Annotated in this window: 17 protein-coding genes; 5 read left to right on the forward strand and 12 right to left on the reverse strand. The window is 64.9% G+C overall.

Annotated elements, in window-relative coordinates; all coding sequences use genetic code 11:
* The 4 genes from ACGFK1_RS01225 to ACGFK1_RS01240 all read right to left on the reverse strand — a co-directional run bounded on the left by ACGFK1_RS01225 (position 1) and on the right by ACGFK1_RS01240 (position 4,633).
* Positions 1 to 2,313: a xanthine dehydrogenase family protein molybdopterin-binding subunit gene (locus ACGFK1_RS01225; protein ID WP_393424387.1), complete on the reverse strand. Its 2,313-nt coding sequence runs from the start codon at positions 2,311 to 2,313 to the stop codon at positions 1 to 3.
* Positions 2,310 to 2,789 carry a (2Fe-2S)-binding protein gene (locus tag ACGFK1_RS01230; RefSeq protein WP_393424390.1) on the reverse strand — a complete coding sequence of 160 codons (480 nt, stop codon included), beginning with the start codon at positions 2,787 to 2,789 and terminating at the stop codon, positions 2,310 to 2,312. The genes ACGFK1_RS01225 and ACGFK1_RS01230 overlap by 4 nt, the downstream gene beginning before the upstream one ends.
* Positions 2,782 to 3,648 (reverse strand): FAD binding domain-containing protein, encoded by an 867-nt coding sequence (locus tag ACGFK1_RS01235; protein ID WP_393424393.1) that lies wholly within the window; start codon positions 3,646 to 3,648, stop codon positions 2,782 to 2,784. Before ACGFK1_RS01235 ends, ACGFK1_RS01230 begins: the two co-directional genes overlap by 8 nt.
* 91 nt (positions 3,649 to 3,739) lie before the next feature.
* Positions 3,740 to 4,633: a DMT family transporter gene (locus ACGFK1_RS01240; RefSeq protein WP_393424396.1), complete on the reverse strand. Its 894-nt coding sequence runs from the start codon at positions 4,631 to 4,633 to the stop codon at positions 3,740 to 3,742.
* A gap of 18 nt (positions 4,634 to 4,651) precedes the next feature.
* Between ACGFK1_RS01240 and ACGFK1_RS01245 the strand changes: the two genes are divergently transcribed.
* Positions 4,652 to 5,116, forward strand: coding sequence for a YbaK/EbsC family protein (locus ACGFK1_RS01245; protein WP_393424399.1), 465 nt, complete (start codon positions 4,652 to 4,654; stop codon positions 5,114 to 5,116).
* A 16-nt stretch (positions 5,117 to 5,132) separates the two neighbouring features.
* On the opposite strand, the gene ACGFK1_RS01250 is transcribed toward ACGFK1_RS01245, so the two are convergent.
* The 3 genes from ACGFK1_RS01250 to ACGFK1_RS01260 all read right to left on the reverse strand — a co-directional run bounded on the left by ACGFK1_RS01250 (position 5,133) and on the right by ACGFK1_RS01260 (position 8,128).
* Positions 5,133 to 6,242: an acyl-CoA dehydrogenase family protein gene (locus tag ACGFK1_RS01250; protein WP_393424402.1), complete on the reverse strand. Its 1,110-nt coding sequence runs from the start codon at positions 6,240 to 6,242 to the stop codon at positions 5,133 to 5,135.
* A complete protein-coding gene (locus tag ACGFK1_RS01255; protein WP_393424404.1) occupies positions 6,243 to 7,481 on the reverse strand; it encodes an acyl-CoA dehydrogenase family protein in 1,239 nt (412 codons plus the stop codon).
* A gap of 89 nt (positions 7,482 to 7,570) precedes the next feature.
* On the reverse strand, positions 7,571 to 8,128 hold the full coding sequence (locus ACGFK1_RS01260) for a hemerythrin domain-containing protein (protein WP_393424407.1): 558 nt from the start codon (positions 8,126 to 8,128) through the stop codon (positions 7,571 to 7,573).
* Between the two features lie 143 nt (positions 8,129 to 8,271).
* Here ACGFK1_RS01260 and ACGFK1_RS01265 point away from each other — a divergent pair, with 143 nt between their 5' ends.
* Positions 8,272 to 8,634, forward strand: a complete 363-nt coding sequence (locus tag ACGFK1_RS01265) for a PAS domain-containing protein (RefSeq protein WP_393426245.1) — start codon at positions 8,272 to 8,274, stop codon at positions 8,632 to 8,634.
* Here the strand turns inward: ACGFK1_RS01265 and ACGFK1_RS01270 are convergent, their stop codons facing one another.
* On the reverse strand, positions 8,635 to 9,273 hold the full coding sequence (locus ACGFK1_RS01270) for a TetR family transcriptional regulator (RefSeq protein WP_393424410.1): 639 nt from the start codon (positions 9,271 to 9,273) through the stop codon (positions 8,635 to 8,637). It abuts the gene before it with no gap.
* 80 nt (positions 9,274 to 9,353) lie between these two features.
* On the reverse strand, positions 9,354 to 10,034 hold the full coding sequence (locus ACGFK1_RS01275) for a TetR family transcriptional regulator (RefSeq protein ID WP_393424413.1): 681 nt from the start codon (positions 10,032 to 10,034) through the stop codon (positions 9,354 to 9,356).
* 567 nt (positions 10,035 to 10,601) lie between these two features.
* On the opposite strand from ACGFK1_RS01275, the gene ACGFK1_RS01280 reads away from it, so the two are divergent.
* Entirely contained in the window at positions 10,602 to 11,534 is a 933-nt protein-coding gene (locus ACGFK1_RS01280; RefSeq protein WP_393424416.1) for an FAD-binding protein, read from the forward strand.
* Here the strand turns inward: ACGFK1_RS01280 and ACGFK1_RS01285 are convergent.
* The 3 genes from ACGFK1_RS01285 to ACGFK1_RS01295 all read right to left on the reverse strand — a co-directional run bounded on the left by ACGFK1_RS01285 (position 11,481) and on the right by ACGFK1_RS01295 (position 16,226).
* A complete protein-coding gene (locus ACGFK1_RS01285; RefSeq protein WP_393426248.1) occupies positions 11,481 to 13,280 on the reverse strand; it encodes a putative bifunctional diguanylate cyclase/phosphodiesterase in 1,800 nt (599 codons plus the stop codon). The genes ACGFK1_RS01280 and ACGFK1_RS01285 overlap by 54 nt on opposite strands.
* A 67-nt stretch (positions 13,281 to 13,347) precedes the next feature.
* Entirely contained in the window at positions 13,348 to 15,489 is a 2,142-nt protein-coding gene (locus tag ACGFK1_RS01290; protein ID WP_393424419.1) for an Rv1355c family protein, read from the reverse strand.
* Positions 15,486 to 16,226, reverse strand: coding sequence for a hypothetical protein (locus tag ACGFK1_RS01295; protein WP_393424422.1), 741 nt, complete (start codon positions 16,224 to 16,226; stop codon positions 15,486 to 15,488). Before ACGFK1_RS01295 ends, ACGFK1_RS01290 begins: the two co-directional genes overlap by 4 nt.
* Before the next feature lie 510 nt (positions 16,227 to 16,736).
* Here ACGFK1_RS01295 and purU point away from each other — a divergent pair.
* Together purU and ACGFK1_RS01305 are read left to right on the forward strand one after the other, a co-directional pair.
* Positions 16,737 to 17,642: a formyltetrahydrofolate deformylase gene (purU, locus tag ACGFK1_RS01300; RefSeq protein ID WP_393426251.1), complete on the forward strand. Its 906-nt coding sequence runs from the start codon at positions 16,737 to 16,739 to the stop codon at positions 17,640 to 17,642.
* Between the two features lie 19 nt (positions 17,643 to 17,661).
* Positions 17,662 to 18,114, forward strand: a complete 453-nt coding sequence (locus ACGFK1_RS01305) for a MaoC family dehydratase (protein ID WP_393424425.1) — start codon at positions 17,662 to 17,664, stop codon at positions 18,112 to 18,114.
* The last annotated feature ends 19 nt before the right edge of the window (positions 18,115 to 18,133 follow it).

Below are 18,133 nucleotides of genomic sequence, written 5' to 3' on the forward strand. Positions count from 1 at the left end.
TCAGTGGCCTGCCGCGGCGAGCAGACCCAGCACCTGCTTGGGCCCCAACGGCGAACCGGAGATCCTGACGCCGAGGGGCGCCAGCGCGTCGGCCACCGCGTTGACCACCGCCGCGGGCGATGCAATCGCTCCACCCTCTCCCATTCCCTTGACGCCCAACGGGTTTGGGCCCGGCGTCTCGATGTGGCCGAACTCGACGGTCGGCGCCTCGGCCGCGGTGGGCAGCAGGTAGTCGACGAAGGTACTGCTGAGCGGATTGCCGTCGTCGTCGTAGACCATGTGCTCGTAGAGCACACCCCCGACCCCCTGCACCACCCCGCCACACACCTGGCCCTCCACCACTTTCGGATTGATCATCCGGCCACAGTCCTCGCTGACGACGTAGCGCAGGATCGTCACACGACCCGTGTCGATGTCGACCTCGCACGTGCAGATGTGGCACGCGTTGGAGAACGTGAACGGTGGGGCCTTGAAGCGGTGGGCTGCCTCCAGACCGGCCGTCGTGCCCGGCGGGAGCATGTCGTGGCCGAGATAGGCCATCTGGCCGAGTTCGGCGAAGCCGATTCCCTTGGTGCCGGTGCCGCGCACGAACACTCGGCTGTCGTCGATATCGAGATCCTCGACAGCGGCTTCCAGTGCGTCGGCCGCGATCTCGAGCAGCTTCGCCCGCAGTTCGATGGTTGCCTGCGCGACCGCGTTGCCGCAGAGCACCGCGCTGCGGCTGCCGCCTGTGCCTGCACTGTACGGAGTGGCGGCGGTGTCACCCTGGACGACGGTGACGTCGTCGGGAGTACATCCGAGGTGCTCGGCGACCACCTGTTTCATCGTCGACACGATGCTCATCCCGGTGCTCGAGCTGCCCAGCAGCACTGTGACCTTGCCGCTGTGATCCATCCGCACCACCGCAGCCTCGGTGCCGAGACCGCCGACCGCGATCGCCGACGGTTCCACGCACAGGCTGATGCCGATGCCGAGGTAGCGCCCCTGCTCGCGGGCCGTCGACTGTGCGGCACGGAAGCCGTCGTAATCGATCATCGACGCGGCCTGCTCGAGTGTCTCGGCTGGGGTGATCGACTCGAAGCACAGCGCGCTTGGCAACGTGTACGGAAGGTCCTCGCTGCGAATGACGTTGCGGCGGCGCAGTTCCAGCGGATCGACGCCGATTTGACGTGCGGCGGTGTCCATCAACTGCTCGATGCCCACCGCGTACATCAGGAACGGGCCGCGGTAAGGCGCCTTGCCGCAGGTGTTCGTGTACACCGCTTGGCTGGCGAAACCGGTCTTGGAAATCTTGTAGGCGTTCGAAAGGAACGGCGCGACGAAGCCACCCATGCCCAGCGATCCCATGGTCTGGTAAGCCCCGATGTTCTCGACGTATTCGCCTCGGATGGCGGTGACAGTCCCGTCTGCGGCTAGCGCCATCGACAAGTCCATCTTCTCGTCGCGGGCATGAGATGCGGCCGTGAGGTTTTCGCGCCGGTCCTCGATCCAGCGCACTGGCCTGCCAAGCAGCGTGGCGGCCAGCACAACTGCCCACTCGTCGCGCCCAGGCATCATCTTCTGACCGAATCCGCCGCCGACATCCGGTTGCAGCACCCGTATCTGGTTGCTGTTGAGGCCGAGCAGTCCTGCGAGGAACGCCTTCACCTCGTGCACACTCTGGGTGGCACTCCACACGGTCAGCGCTTCTCCGTAGGGTTCCCAGTCGGCGATGATGCCGCGACATTCCATGGGCACCTGGACATAGCGGTGCATCACAATGGTGTCGCGCACCACGTGTGCGGCCTCGGCGAAGGCCTGCTCGAGTTCGGGGTCGCCGAGGACCGGAATGGAGGCGGGGATATTGGTGCCGAGTTCTGGATGCACCAGGTCGCTGTCGCCGCCGCGGGCGGCGTCGAGGTCGATGACCGGGTCCTGGAGGTCGATGTCCACGTCGATCAACTCGACGGCGTCCTCTGCGAGGTAACGGTTCTCGGCGATGACGATCGCGATCGGGTCGCCGACGTAGCGGACGTCATTCTCGGCCAGGCAGTACTTCGGCGCAATCGGCGCGTCCGGCATGGCGGGCAGCGATGCGCTGTGCACCAGTGGGTTCAGGTCCGCGGCGGTGTACACGGCCCGCACGCCCGGCGCCGACCGGGCCGCTTGGACATCGAGGCCGACGATGCGGCCACGGGCCACCTCGCTACGCAGGAACGCCGCGTCCGAGGCGCCGGGAACCACCACGTCGGCGATGAACCGGCCGCGCCCGGACAGCAGTCGCGGGTCTTCTGAGCGTGCGATCGCCTGGCCAAGGAATCGGCCGGCGGTCATGACGCGCTTCCGTTGTTCGCTGCGCTTTTCACCGCCGCGACGATGCCCTGATACCCGGTGCACCGACACAGGTTCCCGGACAGTGCCTCCCGGATCTGCTCCTCCGACGGATCAGGGTGGTCTTTGAGGAACGCGTGAGCCGAGACGACGAAACCCGGTGTGCAGAACCCACATTGCAACCCGTGCTCGGATTGGAAGGCCGCCTGGATGGGGGTGAGTTCTCCGTTGCGCCCGGAGAGCCCCTCGATCGTCGTCACTTCGGCACCGTCGGCCTGGACGGCGAACATCAGGCAGGAGCGCACCGCCTCCCCGTCGAGCAACACAGTGCAGGCCCCGCAGACACCGTGTTCACAGCCCAGATGGGTGCCCGTGAGACACAGTTCGTCGCGCAGGAAGTCGGCCAGCGTGCGCCGCGCTTCCACTGTGCGGGAACATTTTTCACCGTTCACTGTCACGGTCAGCGCAACCTCACGCATGTCTCGCCTCGTCGATCGCGGTCGCAAGCACCTGCGGGACAAGCGCTTTGGTCATTCGTTTGCGTTGTTCCCCCGTCGCGTGCAAATCGTCGGGTGGGTCCAGTGACTCGGCCAGCTCAGCGCCGAGGCCGGCGAGGTCGAGATTGTCCACTGTCGACCCGGTGATCGCCGTTTCGATGATCGTTGCCCGGGTCGGCACGCTGTCGACGCCGAAGATCGCCAACGCCGTCCTGCTCACGCGTTGGCCATCGAGTTGGATGCCACACACTGCGCCGCACATGGCGAAGTCGCCCGAGCGGCGGGCCACCTCGGCGACGGCCCAGCCACAGCTTCCCAGCCAAATCGGGAAGTGCGCCGCCACCAACACCTCATCGGGCTGCATGGCGGTGACCCAGGTCGACTTGAAGAAGTCCGAAGCGTCGATGCGCCTGCTGCCGGCCGGGCCGGTGACCTCGAGTGAAGCGTCGAGCGCCAGCGCCACAGCCGGGTACTCCGCGGCGGGGTCGGCATGGGCGAGTGAGCCGCCGACCGTGCCGCGGTTGCGGATCTGGTAGTGGCCGATATGGGATGTCGCCTTGGCGAGTAGGGGTACTGCGGCGGCGTCTTGGCTGCGCGCGACGGCGGACTGAGTGGTCATGGCCGCAACGCGTATCGACCCGTTGACCGCCGTGACGCCGCGCAGTTCCGCGATCGCCCGGATGTCGACGAGGTGCTCGAAACGTGAAAGCCGCAACGAGAGAAGAGGAATCAAGCTCTGACCGCCCGCGAGTACCTTCGCGTCGTCGCCGTGCTGCTGCAGCAGTGCGATCGCCTCGGGAATATCGGCGGGGCAGTGGTAGTCGAATGCTGCCGGCTTCACAATATCCCCCCGACCAACGGTTCAATCCACGCCTGAGCGAAGCATCGCATACCCGGGGCGGCCGGGTGGACAGATCGCGAAGCTCGTCAGCTCACCGCGGAGCGGCCGTCGCCTCGGTCACCACGTCGGGTTCTCGGTCCTGGTGTCGGCGGGTGGCCAGCACACACCCCGCCATGATGAGCGCCAGCGCGGCGATGTTCCACGCGGTCAACGGCTCGTGCAGCACGATGACCCCGGCGGCCAGCGCGACGGCCGGGTTGATGTAGGTGAACACCAGCGCACGGGCCGCCCCGACCTCGCGGATAAGCGCGAAGAAGACGATGAACGCCAGAGCGGTGCAGACGATCGCCAGGCCGGCCAGCGCCAAAAGCACTCGCGTCGACGGCATCCCGGCCGGCCAGGTGGCCGCCGCAGGGCCGGCGTAGACAAGCGCGGCGAAGCCGAGGCACACCGCGGTCATCGGCAGCGCGGGCACGTCGGCGAGATAGCGCGCGGCAATCAACGGCGCGATCGCATAGCACGTCGCGACGAGCAGTACCTCGATGATCGGCCACGTGCTTCCGCCGATGTGCGGGCCCGCAAGCACCGCGACACCCGAGATGCCGACGCCGAGGCCGATGATGCGCTTGTAGCCCAGTCGCTCACCGCCGGTGAACCGGTCGAGGACCGCGGCGATGATGGGGGAGGCCGCGATCAGCAGACCGGTCATCGAGCTGGTCAGGTGGCGTTCGGCGTCCGAAAGCAGCCACCACGCGGCGATGATCTCGAAGAACGCGAACCCGAACAGCGCCTTCCAGTGGTCGCGCACGATCGTCACGGTCTGCCGATTCAGCGCCATCGGCAGCAGTACCAGCGCGCCGACGGCAGTGCGGGCCAGCACCAGCACGGGCACCGAGACACCGTCGACCGCGATCTTGATCATCAGATAGGGGATGCCCCAGATGATGCTCATCGCGAGGAACAGGACCCATCCGCGCGAGCTCACGTCTTTACCCTACGAAACGTGGACAACCGAAATTCCCGGGTGGCCGAAGCAGTGGCCGCCGCAGGCATCGAGCCCAACGTCAAGATTCTCGACGCCGACGCCAAGACCGCGGTCGCGGCCGCCGCGCAGCTGGGGTGCGAGGTCGGGGCCATCGCGAACAGCCTGGTGTTCGACTGCGACGGCGAGCCGCTGCTGGTGATGGCGAGCGGCGCGCACCGCGTCGACACCGACCTGCTGGCCCGCGCGCTTGGTGCCACCGCGATCCGCAAGGCCGCTCCGCGGTTGGTGCGCGACGCGACCGGCCAGGTCATCGGCGGGGTCGCCCCGACCGGCCACCCGAGTCGGCTACGGACGATCGTCGACGAGACGTTGGTGCGCTATCCGGTGATCTGGACCGCGGCGGGCACCGCCGATTCGGTGATGTCGTTGACGTATGAACAACTGCTGGTGCTGACGGCGGGCAAGGCGATGCCGGTGCGCTGACCGTGCGTTCGCGCGATCACGTCCTCGTCAGTTCCGCGTAGCGCGCGACGTGATAGTCCGTCGAGCCGAATTCATATTGCAGTGCGGTGAGCCGCTTGAAGTAGTGGCCGATCGCGAGTTCCTCGGTCATGCCCATGCCGCCGTGTAGCTGCACGGCCTGCTGACCGACAAAGCGCGCGGCCCTACCGATCGTCGCCTTGGCCGCCGAGACCGCCTTCGCGCGGGTATCGGGATCCTCCTGCAGGTTCAGCACCGCCAGGTATACCGCGGCGACAGCCTGCTCGACCTCCATGTACATGTCGACCATGCGATGCTGCAGCACCTGGAAGCTGCCGATCGGTTGCCCGAACTGCTGACGCTGTTTGCAGTACTCAACGGTGTCGGCCAACACTTTCCGCATCAAACCGACCGCCTCAGCGCAGATCGCCGCGGCCCCTTCGTCGCGCGCCTGTGCAAGCGATGGCCCCGCCTGTCCCTCCTCGCCGAGCAGAGTTGCGGGCACGCCGTCGAACCGGAGGTCGGCGCCACGCCGATCGTCGACGGTCCGGTAGTGGTGGGCCTCGATGGCCGACCAGTCAGCGTCGACCAAGAACAGTGACAGCCCGCCCGGCGTGCGCCCAGTGACCAGAAGGTGCGTCGCGAGTGGCGCGCTCATCACGACGATCTTCTGCCCGCGCAAAACCCATGCATGCCCTGATTGTTCGGCGACGGTCGACACCGTGTGCCAATGCTCACCGGTGTCAGGCTCCGCAGCCGCCAGCGCAACGATCGCGGTCCCCGCGGCGATCTTCTCCAACAGCGCGGTGGCCAGCGTGCCGCCTGCACGGTGTAACAAACCAGCGGCCACGACGACCGTGTCGACGTACGGTTCGACCACCAGCGCATGCCCCAGCGCCTCGGCGATCACCATGATCTCGACTGGCCCGCCGCCGATTCCGCCTACCTCTTCAGGGAGCGCAGCGCCGAGGATGCCCAGTTCGTCGGCGAACCCGCGCCAGATGTCGGGCTGCCATCCCGCGCCGGTCTTGGCGGCGGCACGACTCTTTTCGAGGTCGTAGCGTGTCGCCAGGAACTTGCCGAGGCCGTCGCGCAGCAGTTCCTGTTCTTTGCTCAGATTGAAGTCCATTTAAAGCCCCAGAGCCGCTTTGGCGAGAATGTTCCGCTGAATTTCGTTGCTACCCGCGTAGATCGAGCCGGCCCTGTCATTGAAGTAGCGCAGTGGTGCAACCGCCTGCCAGGGCGCACCGCTGACGTAGCCGTCGGGCGGCGGCTCGTACTCCGAGATGGGGCCACCCGGACATGTCGCGTGGGGCTGATAGACCCGCCCGCGCGGACCGGCGGCTTCCATCGCCAGTTCGGTGAGTGACTGGCTCAACTCAGTGGCCAGCACCTTGAGCATCGACGCGCCAGGGCCGGGATGGCCGCCACCGGCAAGCGTTGCCAGCACCCGGTACTCCAGTATCTCGAGGACCTCGGTGCGGATTCGCGCCTCGGCCAGTTTGCGTGCGAATGCCGGATCGTCGAGAAGTCGGCCGCCGCCCGGCGCCGGTTGGTCGGCGGCCACGGTCGCGATCTCCTCGGCCATCACTTGCAGCGCAGGCGATGCCGCGCCACCGCCTCTTTCGAACTCCAGCAGATACTTCGCGACCGTCCAGCCGTCGTCGATCCGGCCGAGCACGTTCGCCTTGGGCACCCGTACCTCGTCGAAGAAGACCTGGTTTTGAATCTCCTCACCCGAGGTCATCACGAGCGGGCGAATCTCGATGCCCGGCGTGGTCATGTCGATCAGCACGAACGTGATGCCTTGCTGTTTCTTCTGCGTTTTCGACGTGCGCACAAGCGCGAACATCCAATTCGCTTCGCGCGCATGCGTCGTCCAGATCTTGCTTCCGGTGCAGATGAGGTCGCCGGCCGATTCGTCGATGACCGCCGACATCGACAGCGCGGCCAGATCCGAGCCCGCTTCGGGTTCTGAGTAGCCCTGACAGAAGAACACCTCACCGGTGAGGATGCGGGGCAGGAAGAAGTCCTTCTGCGCGTCCGTGCCGAACTTCACGATTGCGTGCGCGACCATTCGGATCCCCATCGGCGACAACGAGGGTGCTCCCGCCAGTTGGGATTCACGGCTGAAGATGTAGTGCTGAGTCAGGCTCCAGTCGCAGCCGCCGTACTCGACCGGCCAGGCGGGTGCGGCCCACCCCCGCTCGTGCAGAATCCGCTGCCACTGCATGCTCGCCTCGTGATCGGCGTACACACTGGTCATCAGGCGGCCGGCCCGCCGCAATTCGGGTGTCAGCTTGTCCGCCAGGAATGCGCGCACCTCATCGCGGAACGCCGAATCGGTCGCCGACCATGCGAGGTCCATGCGTTTCTCCCGTCTGCCGGAGGCGTGCAGACAGAGTAAACCTAGTTAGTTAAGTGGGCGAAGGCGGGGCCGAGTAAGTTAATCGCCGTTCAAGTGTTGCGTCCGGTCAGCGCGTCGCGCATACGATCGATGAGCCCAACGCCGGGGCCCAACACCTTGTTGGCAGGCGGGCGGTCGGGCGCCGAGGGATGCGGACGTGTCGGCGCCATCTTCTTGGCGTGCTCGAACTTCTCGCCGAGCTCGCGCAACTGGGCGGCATCGCACGCATCGCGAAGTTTCGGCAGGAGGTCTTTTTCCTCGTCCTGGACGTGGTGCCGGATCGCGTCGATCAGTTGGCGCGTCAGCTCGTCGAACTGCGGGTCTTCCGCATCCGTCTGCTCCAGTGACTTCATCAGCTTTTCGGCTTCTGCATGCTCTTTCAACTCGTGGTCGGCGAGTTCGTCGCCGTCGGGCAGCACTCGTCGCGCGAGCGGGTACAGGTACTGCTCCTCGGCAACAGAATGGCGGACCAGCTCCACGATGACGTGCTCGACGAGGTCGTGTTTGTTGCCGCCGCCGCCCTTCTCGATGTCGGTGAACACCGCCTCGACCTCCCGGTGGTCGGTGATGATGTCATCGATGATGTCGTGTGGGCTCGCTGTGGTCATGTCTCCTCCTCGATCGGTGGCTGCGAGCTACCCGGGACGACGCCGGTTAAACCCAGTACCGGATCACGGTGACGGGGCAGCGCGCAGCGGCCATAATCGGGATCGTGGAGCGGCGACGAGATGGCCTGGGCGGCCAGGACCCGATGACGCTTCTCAGGGAGCTGCCGGCGTTGGTGGTGTTGGAGCGGTTTCCGGTGCCAGTGCTGGCCATCGCGGAGGACGGAACCATCCTGTTCGCAAATGCGGCGTTCGCGGACATGCTCGGATACCCGCCCGACGCGGTCGAGGCGTTGAAGTTTCAGCAGATCTTCCACACCCTGCCCGCCGACGATTCGCCCGTCTCTGTGGTGCGCGCACACGCGAATCTGGTCGTCGAACTGGTCCACCACGACCGGTCCATCGTTCGGGCCAGGATGAGCAAGTCGGCTCTGTTGCGCGGCGACGATCCGGTGGCGCTGGCTACCTTCCAGGATCTGACGGAACGACTGTGGGCCGAGGAACTGTAGTCAGTCGGCCAACGCTGCGGGGGAGCGGCGCATCGACTCGCGGGCCAGAAACTCGGTGAAGTAGGGCAGCGACTCTTCGGTCACGATTGCAGGCAGTAGGACCTTCCATGCCCGCGTCACGCGCACCAAGACGTCGGCGCCCGCTGTGGTCGCGCTGGCTAGCAGTTCCGCCCCGAGCATCGACCCCACTATCGTCTCGCCGACCGCCTGCGAATCGACGTCCTCGCGTACGTCGCCTTCATCGATCGCGCGCCGCGTGTGCAATGTCATCTCCGAGGTCCAACCGCTGTAAGTGCGAGCGGCGACCTCGTTGAACTCGCCGAAAGCCCGCAGAAGTTTTGTTCCGCTCCGGACGATCTGGTCGGTGACCATGAGGTCCGCGAGGACGAAGACGCCGTGGATTATGTTCTCCATGGCGGGCGCGGACGAGGTGGAGATGCTGCGGTACGCCTCGGCGAGACGGATGTTGCCCTCCTCGATGATCGCGGTAGCGAGCGACTCCTTGGATTCGAAGTGGTAATACAGCGCACCTTTCGTCATTTCGGCGCGCTCGATTATGTCTCCCAATCCGGAGGCGGAGTAACCAATTTCGTTGAACACCTCGACGGCAGACCCGATGATCTTCATGCGGGTGGCCATGGACCGCGCTTGGCGAACCATCGTCCGAGTACCTCCGGAAGCTCCGTCGGCCGTCCCGGGTCGGTGTGGCCTAGCGAATCCTAACCCAGCGCAACTTCCTCGAGTGGCGTGGCGTTTCTCTGCGCTACGGCGGTGCGCCGCTTCAGGAACTGAATCAGATAGTGAATCCGGTCTGGCATGGCGAATCCGGATAGCGCGAGCACCCAGAGGTTCTCGAGATCACGCAGGAACTGCCCCGGTTGCGCCAGGTTGCCGGTCTGACGTAGCCCCAGGTACATCGATACCAGAAGCGTCGCGATGCTCCGCGGGTCGCGTCCTTCGACGATGTCACCGTCTCTGATGGCCTTCTCGGCGATCGAAGCGAACGCGTCCACCCACCGTCCGAGGACTTGGCCTTGCAGGCCATCACTGCGGCCGATGGACTCGAGCAGATTCAATCCGGCCCGGGCAATCTCGTCCCCGATGTCTTCGACCGCGACGAGGTACAGGATGTCGATCAGCGTCTCGAGCCCCGACAGTCTGCGAGCCAGCAGCTCATCGACCGACGCGGACGCCAACTCGAAACGGTGCTCGACGATCGCCGCCGCCAACGCGTGCTTGGACCGGAAGTGGAAGTACATCGCTCCCTTGGTGACTTCCGCGTCGGCCAGAATGTCGTCGAGGCTGACCTGGCTGTACGACTTGCGGGCGAACTGTCGGGACGCCGCGCGGAGAATGTGTTGCCGCGTGGCGTCCGCTCGCCTGTCGAGCTGTTCGGTCACATCCCAGCCTCGGAATCCTGACGGTGGTGCCGGTCGGGTAATCGTGGTTTCCGTAAATTAGCCGATTACCCGATTGTTTCACCCAACGCGCCTCACCGGCAGCCGTGGGCGTACCACTCTCGCGGGGCAAACCCCTTCACGATCCCCTTCGCCGTCCCGCGCTTGGTGGGCAGGGGCAAAGCGGACTGCCAATACTTTAAGTCATTTTTTCGGCTGCATATCATGCAAAAGGTATGTAAGCTGCTCATTGTGATGACTGGTGGTCCGGTCAGCGGGGAACGGTTCCGAAGGGCTGATCCCGAGGTCACCACGGGCGTTTCAGCGCCGATTACGCTATCGCCGAGCAAATCCCAATGGTATTTTCGTCCCGTTGCCATAGTCTGCGTTGGCAAACCCCCTCAAACCCCCGCGCGGACTGTGGCAACTTCGTGTCGTCCGTTTGTAGTAGTCGCGGGATATATGGAGCGTATCCATGCAAACTCGGCGCTCAACCGGTTCCAAACCGCAGGGGAATCCGCATCGCCGGCGCCGATTTCGATCAGTTCAGCAATATCGAGGTAATTAACGGTGAAGTGGGATATTGAAGTCGACGTGGTGTGTACTGGTGCGGGGGTCGCTGGACTGGCGCACTCGGTGGCGGTTGTCGACATGGACGGCGAGGTGTTCGTCGCCAGTGCGCGCGACGACGCGCGGCCAGGCGGGACATCGGTGGCGGTCCGGTCGCGCGTCGACCGACTGCACTGGCTCGACCTCGACGTCACAGATCCGGAAACCAACGAATACTTCGCCGCCCTGTCATCCGACCTCGGTCCGTTGACCAGGTTCGCGCGCGACGTCGACCTGCCGATCAGGGTGGTGGATCAGGCCAAGCCGGTGGACGCGCGCGGTGCCGTGCCGCCGTTCGTCGGCGCACGCCTCAGGGACTGGGCCGCGCGGTGTCTGGTGTCGCCCTACGGGTATCTCTCCACGCGTGTGGTTGATTGGCAATCGACCACGTTGCGCACCGCCGATGGCGAATCCATCGAGGTCGCCGAAATCGGGTCGATCACACCAGATCCCGGCAACGTCGGGGGTTCCGTGATGGATTGGCTCACCGCGCAAGCACGCGACCGCGGGATCGAAGTGTGTCAGGCGACGTCACTGGAGCGCATCGTGTTCGAGGAGGGCGAGGTGCTCGGTGCCGAGTTCATGACGCCTGATGGTCCTCTGGCCGTCCGGGCCAGGCACGGCGTAACCGTCGCCGCAGGAGGTCCGCAGGCTGCGATCACCGCGGGTCGGCCGCTACCTTCGGGTGCCGGTCTGCGTCTGTGTCTGGTCAGCCAGCCCGCCAGTCGCTTCGGCCGTCTCGAGCTGCTGACCTCGGAGCCGCTCACCAAAAGTGCCGTCTCCACGTGCCGAGCGATGAGCAGGCGGTTACCCGCGAACATGCGACAGACACACAGTCGCCTACAGACGTGGCGCTGCGGAAAAATCGACGGGTATTACACCCCTGGTCAGTAGCGCTTCCATCGCGTCGCCGGGCACCGGGCGGGACAGCAGAAATCCCTGAGCCCGATGGCAACCGTGGCGAAGCAGCGTAAGGGCGGCCGTCTCGGTCTCCACCCCCTCAGCGACCAATTGCAGTCCGAACGCTTCCGCCAACGCGATGATGGCCCGCACGATCGCGAGATCCCCTGGATCGGAGCCCAGCTCACGAACGAACCCTCTGTCGATCTTGAGCGTGTCGACCGGGAGCGACTTCAGGTGTGACAGCACGCTGTACCCCGTGCCGAAATCGTCGATGGCAACCTGGACGCCCGCACGCTTGAGCCCGGCCAGTGTGATGCGCGTGGTCTCGATGTCCTGCACCACGACGCTTTCAGTTATCTCGAGGCACACTGAGCCGGCGTCGAGCCCGAATTCGGCGATGATGTCAGCGACGCTGTCGACGAAGCCGTCGGTCACCAGCTGAACGGGTGAGACGTTGATCCGCAGCACCGTTTCGTGGCCCACCCCGCGTGCCCGCCATCGGGCGAATTCCTCGCACGCGGCGCGCATCACCCAACGCCCCAATTCCCCTGCGAGGTTTATTGATTCGGCAACGCCGATGAACGCAGCAGGAGACAGCAGCCCGCGGGTGGGATGCTCCCAACGCACCAGTGCCTCGGCCGCCAGGATCTCACCGGTGCGCATGTCGACCTCGGGCAGGTAGTGCAGCATCAGCAAACCGTTTTCGATCACGCTTTGCAGGTGAAGCTCGATGTCGTTGCGGAACTCGCTTTCCAGCGACATTTCGTCGGAGAACACCGCCACCTTGTTGCCACCGGAGTTCTTGGCCGTCAGCACCGCCTGGTCGGCGCGGCGCAACAGGTCCGAGGTGGTGTCACGGCCCGGAACCCCAAGTGCCACACCGATGCTGACCGTCCGGGTGAGCATCTCACCGTCGATGGCCACCCGTTCACGCAGCGTCGCCTGCAGTCGGTACGCCAGTGCCTCGGCGGTCTCGGCGTCCATTGGCGCGGCGGGCACCACGACGAACTCGTCGCCACCGAGTCGGGCGATCAAGCTGGGTCCGTCGACGCCTTCGCGCAGCCGTTCGGCGAGAACCCGAATGAACCAGTCACCCGCGGTGTGGCCGAGATAGTCGTTGATGGCTTTGAGCCGATCCAGATCGAAGAACAATGCCGACACCGGGCCCGGCTGGCCGGCGGCGAGCCGTGCATCGAGGTGGGCCAACAGTGCGCGACGATTGTGAAGCCCGGTCAGATCGTCGTGTTCGGCAAGGTAGCGCAGCTGTTCCTCGGCGAGCACACGTGCCTGTACCTGTGCGAACAGCGAGGCGATCGCCTTGAGCGCATTGAGCTCTTGGGGTAACCAGTCACGGTCGCCGAACTTGACGAAGCCGAGCACGCCGGTGGTGAGGTCGCCCGACAGCAGTGGCACGCACGCCATCGAGGTGGCCGCTACCTGCCTGCCCTCGTTGATCGTGCGTTGGTAGTCGTCGGTGGCCGGCTCCGGGCGGAAGACGATCGGTTCTTTCTGATGTTCACAGAGCGCGAAGACCGGGTCGGCGTCGGCGAAGTAGACGACCGAAAGTGGATCCGGGTCGGGGATTCCGGGGCGGACGGGCCACTCGGCGACGAGCACCGAGGCGCGGATGCGGTGATCATTACGGCGCAAGAAGCTGACATCCACGTCGAAGTACGCGACCAGATCGGCCAGCACCTTCTGGCTCACCTCGACCGACGTGGCCGCGGTCACTCCCATCAATTCGGTGGCCACTGACGTGACGACCGTGTCAAGGCTGCTCGGCAACTGATCCTCCGTATCGGTGTCAGCCCAGCGGCGGCGAGATTGGACGAAGCCCGCGCCGCCGGCTTGTCACCGACGGTTGCGGTGCGCGACTGAACCTGAGTACCAACACCTGTGACTCGCCCGCCGCGGTGTTGGCCAGCTTGCCGAAATTGTATTGCAGATCGTGTAGCTCTCCGGCGAAACCAGGCGATAGCGCGCGGAGGTCCTCGTCGGTGCGCGCATACAGAAAGGGCGGCGAGACGGGTTGAACGGCGAGCTGGTGCTGTTGCGCTGTGATCCAAACCGATTCGACGGCCGCTCCGCCCCGGGCGTAATCGGTCAGGCGGTCTCCGGCCACGGAGACCACAGCTAGCGCGGCGCTTTCGCGTACCCGATTCAAAGTCTCGTCGCCGAGTGCGGATCCCCCGTTCCACGCCGCAAGGTTCGCCATCACATCTGACCGCCGAAGGATGTCGAGCATCACCAGATCCGCGGGGTCCAGTTCGAGGCTGCGTACGTCGATGCCCGACTCGGGCGACGCGTCGCCTGGCGCACGGAGTTCGGCGAACATCTCCGCGTGTAGCAGGGGCGTCAGATACCGGATACGGTCGGCCGCGGCGAGTATCGTCGCGGCTCGCTCGAGGTCCGTTGGCTCACTGAGGATTTCGAGGCCCGCTCCTTCGTTTCTGGCGGCCACCCCAAGCGCGTCGACGGTACGGTCCGCGATCGGAACGCGATCACCGCGGCGCCGGTTGGTTTCCCGGCGCATCATTGCGTCATACATCTCGCGCAGCTGCGGGTCCTCGCCCGCACTTAGGCGGACGAGGGCGCTGAGAGGCGACGCTTCGTCGCCAGGTCGAAAGTCGACCTTGCCGACCAACCCGTGGGCGGTCGCGGCGACACGGGCGTTGAACGTGGCCGCCCCCAGTGCTACGGCGCTCGCCCGATACCGCACGTCCATCGCCGTCGTGCGCTCGGGCGCCAACCGGATGACCACCGCGTCGTCGCGCGTCTCGATCTGCCACGGCTGGGCATTGCCACCCGAGGGTGCGCGGGCGGCAGCAGCGGCGACGCTCTCGGCGGCCCCTGCCGGGTCGATGGTGACAGCAGGTTCCTCGTCTGGCGGCAATGCGCCCGTTGTAACGGCAGGCTCTGCCAGCGAGTCGAGTGCGGCAGCGGTGTCGATACGAACTCGACCTGAGGGTAACCGCTCGTGCAGCCCGATCCGCCGGACCGCCTCAGCAACGACCGCCACGTTGAGCGCGACTTCTGACGACAGCTGCGGCCACGTCGACAAGGTCTTGCCGACTTCGACCAGCGAGGCCGCCATCCGCGGCGAGACTTGAGTCGCGTCGGTCATTCGAAGCGCGTACGGAAGCTTGTCCCTGTTGCTCAGGCCGGCAAGCCTCGTGGCGTCCAGATCGCCGATGAGGCCGTGCATGATGGGGCGTTTTGGATCGAGGTCGAACCGCTCGACGTCAAGGAGTCCGCGGTCGCTGGTGGCCATCAGGACCGGTAGGTGCCGCGCTCTTGCGTGTTCGCGGACAAGGACTTTCGCGTCGAGCGAGTCACATTCTTCGATGAGGATGTCGAGGTCGTCGAGGAAGTCACCGACTGTCGTGGCGGTGATGCCCGCCGGCATGACCGTCACTGGCAAGTAGGGGTCGAGTTCGGCGATCCTTCTTGCACAGACCACCGCCTTGTTCACCCCTAGGTCGAACACGGTCGCCGGCACCCGGTTCAGGTTCGACAATTCGACGTCGTCGAAGTCGGTGAGTCGCAATTGGCCGCAAAGCCCCTGCGCAGCAAGGTTGTAGGCGACTGCGTGGCCCACACTCAGGCCGACCACGCCGATGTGAAGCCAATTGAGTCGGTCGAGCTCATCCGTTGTGATCAGATTTCTGTTGCGGTCGAGGCGAACCAGCCGAAATCCTCTCGGCCCAAGAACGCTGACAACGGTTCGGCGCCACGGATAGTAGACCCACCTGGTTTCTTCGGCGACCACGTCGGGCGGGGGCGACGGCCTGAGCCGCTGCAGCGCGGCCAACTGTAGCGGCGCATTGTCGACGAATTCGATGCCCGGGTCAGCTCGAAGCGCGTCCAGCATCGCCTCAGCCTTGGGATCCCCGGTGGTGAGGATTATCCCGTTGCACGACTCCGCATCATCGATGCCAGACGTCATCGCATCGTTCCCGCGGTGAGGTCGTCGTCGACGTGGGTGGCCAGCTCTTTCTGTTCGGTGAAGAACATCGAAAGCTGTTTCGGGTCAGCATGGTTGGCGAATGTCGCGCGGTCCCACCAAGCCAGCTTGGTCTGATAGCGGCCATCGGGATACGGCGTCGCGGGGATCTTCGTCGCCAACTGTCCACCCGACGAGAGCCATCGCTTGAGGACATACTCCGCAGCGGTCGCGACGATGAACTGAATGTCGAGCAGGTTCAGCGCATGCAGGGGAGTGCGGGAGATCGCACTGGTCAATTTTCTACCGCGGTCCGGATCGTCGGCTACCCAGGCGGTTTTCATCTCGACGACGCCGAAGGGCAGTCGGTCGGTCACCATTTTGCGCACGGCATCCTGACCAGGCTGCCCGCTCCACTCGAGTAGCGCATGGCATTCATCTGCGAATTGATAAGGACCCCTCCCGCGTAGGCCCGCCACCACGCGGCCCGCGTCGTTGACGCAGGCCGCGAAGATGACCGTATCGGCGCCACTTTGCAGCGCTTCCATGTCGAGCGCCCTTTCCACTCCGTGTTTGCGGTAGCTCTCACACGCACCGCGCACATAATCCAGCCACAGTTCTCGCTCGACCGAGGGTTGGGCGAATACGATCGTGCACTCGCTGTCGGGATCCCAGCAACTGGGACTTCGTGTCAGGGCCATGAATTTGCGGCGCGCGGTCACGGACTGGGGAACGGTCATTTTTGTCCCTTCCTAGGGCAGCCAGTCAACAAAGGTGTTGTGTTGGGCTGACGCAGATCAGTATCTCGCCACGAGTAACTCGGATTCCAGCTAGCAATAAAAACTTTTCCTGCACGTTGGGGACACGACGCAAATTTCCGGCCTCGTACTACTCGAGTCAGCGCCTGATGGCAATCACGCACTGAGGAATTGTTACTGGTAATGACGTTTTCCTCGAGTGGTTGGCGAAGTTGGCAGTCTATGCCACGAATTGGGTCGACAGGAGGGTCGAGCATTTCGCGATCCTTTCGCTATGTGTTGATTGAGCCAGCGAAATAGCGCGGCGACAGCTGTCAGCGGCCGACCAGGCCCCGCCGCGATCTATTTCTTGGTTGAGGTACCCGCGCTCCACGAAAGCGTGTGTGCGGGCTCTCGTGCCGCCGTCCTCATTCGCAGGCGACGGACTCCGGCCGGCTTCTGCGGTGGCGATATGTGCAGATTTCCGGGCCGGATGCACGCGGGGGTGACACCCTGACAAAGGTGAAGGAAGAGTACCCGACCACAGGTACCGGAGGTTTGCCGGCCAAGGATCTGGGCCGGCTCCTTCTGCGCTGTGCGGACCGGCCGGGCCTCGTGGCGGCGGTGAGCGCATTTCTGACGGGTGCGGGCGCCAACATCGTGTCGCTGGACCAACATTCCACCGAGCAGTCCGGCGGCACATTCATGCAGCGGACGATATTTGCCTTGCCCGGGCTGACGGCAGCGCGCGATGCTCTCGAGCGGGATTTCCGCGAACAGGTCGCCGCGCCGTTCGATATCGATTTCCGATTGACCGAAGCCGCGAAGCCAAAACGGGTCGCGATCATGGCGTCCAAGGAAGACCACTGCCTGCTCGATCTGTTGTGGCGCAATCGTCGTGGCGATCTGGACATGGCGGTTGTGATGGTGATTTCCAACCATCCCGATCTCGCCGATCAGGTGCGCCCATTCTCGGTGCCATTCCTGCATGTGCCGGCGACTAAAGATAATCGGGCGGACGCCGAGCAGCGGCAACTCGACTTGCTGCGCGGAAACGTCGATCTAGTGGTGCTGGCCAGGTACATGCAGATCCTGACGCTGCAATTCCTAGCCGAAGTCGGGTGTCCGCTGATCAACATTCATCACTCATTTCTGCCCGCCTTCATCGGGGCCGCGCCGTATCGGCGGGCGAAGGAACGAGGCGTGAAACTCGTCGGCGCGACAGCGCATTACGTCACCGAGGACCTGGACGAGGGGCCGATCATCGAGCAGGACGTGGTGCGGGTAGACCACCGACACGGCGTCGACGATCTTGCGCGGCTCGGCGCGGATGTCGAACGCCTTGTTCTGTCGCGGGCGGTGCTGTGGCACTGTGAGGACCGCATCATCCGATACGGCAACCAGACGGTCGTCTTCTAGGCGGTGAAGGAGAGAAGTGGTGAAGAAGTTCAGTGGGCTGGAGGAGTTCGCCGCTGCCCAGGGCAGCCAACTCGGTCCCACCGATTGGCTGGAGGTGACGCAGGAGCGCGTCAATCTGTTCGCCGACGCCACCGACGACCACCAGTGGATCCACGTCGACCCGGAGCGTGCGGTGAACGGCCCGTTCGGCGGGACGATCGCGCACGGCCTGCTCACTTTGTCGCTGCTGCCGCACTTCACGGCGCAGATGTACAGCGTCAGCAACATCGCGATGGCGATCAACTACGGCTACAACAAGGTGCGCTTCATCACGCCGGTGAAGGTCGGGGCGAAGATCCGGGCTCGCGCCGAGATCGCCAAGGTCGACCAGCTGGACGGTGCGGTGCAGGCGACGCTGACCACGACCGTGGAGATCGAGGGTTCGGAGAAGCCGGCGGCCGTCGCCGAGTCGATCGTCCGTTTCATCGGCTGAGAGTCCATTGCGGCGTAGG

The organism is Mycobacterium sp. NPDC048908, assembly GCF_043197955.1.
GTDB lineage: Bacteria > Actinomycetota > Actinomycetes > Mycobacteriales > Mycobacteriaceae > Mycobacterium.

Bases quoted from the DNA above. Each gene is read 5' to 3' on its own strand.
- ACGFK1_RS01260 (WP_393424407.1), bottom strand. From the start codon at position 8,128: ATGACCACAGCGAGCCCACACGACATCATCGATGACATCATCACCGAC.
- ACGFK1_RS01250 (WP_393424402.1), bottom strand. From the start codon at position 6,242: ATGGACTTCAATCTGAGCAAAGAACAGGAACTGCTGCGCGACGGCCTC.
- ACGFK1_RS01255 (WP_393424404.1), bottom strand. From the start codon at position 7,481: ATGGACCTCGCATGGTCGGCGACCGATTCGGCGTTCCGCGATGAGGTG.
- ACGFK1_RS01230 (WP_393424390.1), bottom strand. From the start codon at position 2,789: ATGCGTGAGGTTGCGCTGACCGTGACAGTGAACGGTGAAAAATGTTCC.
- ACGFK1_RS01295 (WP_393424422.1), bottom strand. From the start codon at position 16,226: ATGACCGTTCCCCAGTCCGTGACCGCGCGCCGCAAATTCATGGCCCTG.
- ACGFK1_RS01285 (WP_393426248.1), bottom strand. From the start codon at position 13,280: ATGGGAGTGACCGCGGCCACGTCGGTCGAGGTGAGCCAGAAGGTGCTG.
- ACGFK1_RS01265 (WP_393426245.1), top strand. From the start codon at position 8,272: ATGACGCTTCTCAGGGAGCTGCCGGCGTTGGTGGTGTTGGAGCGGTTT.
- ACGFK1_RS01270 (WP_393424410.1), bottom strand. From the start codon at position 9,273: ATGGCCACCCGCATGAAGATCATCGGGTCTGCCGTCGAGGTGTTCAAC.
- ACGFK1_RS01225 (WP_393424387.1), bottom strand. From the start codon at position 2,313: ATGACCGCCGGCCGATTCCTTGGCCAGGCGATCGCACGCTCAGAAGAC.
- ACGFK1_RS01290 (WP_393424419.1), bottom strand. From the start codon at position 15,489: ATGACGTCTGGCATCGATGATGCGGAGTCGTGCAACGGGATAATCCTC.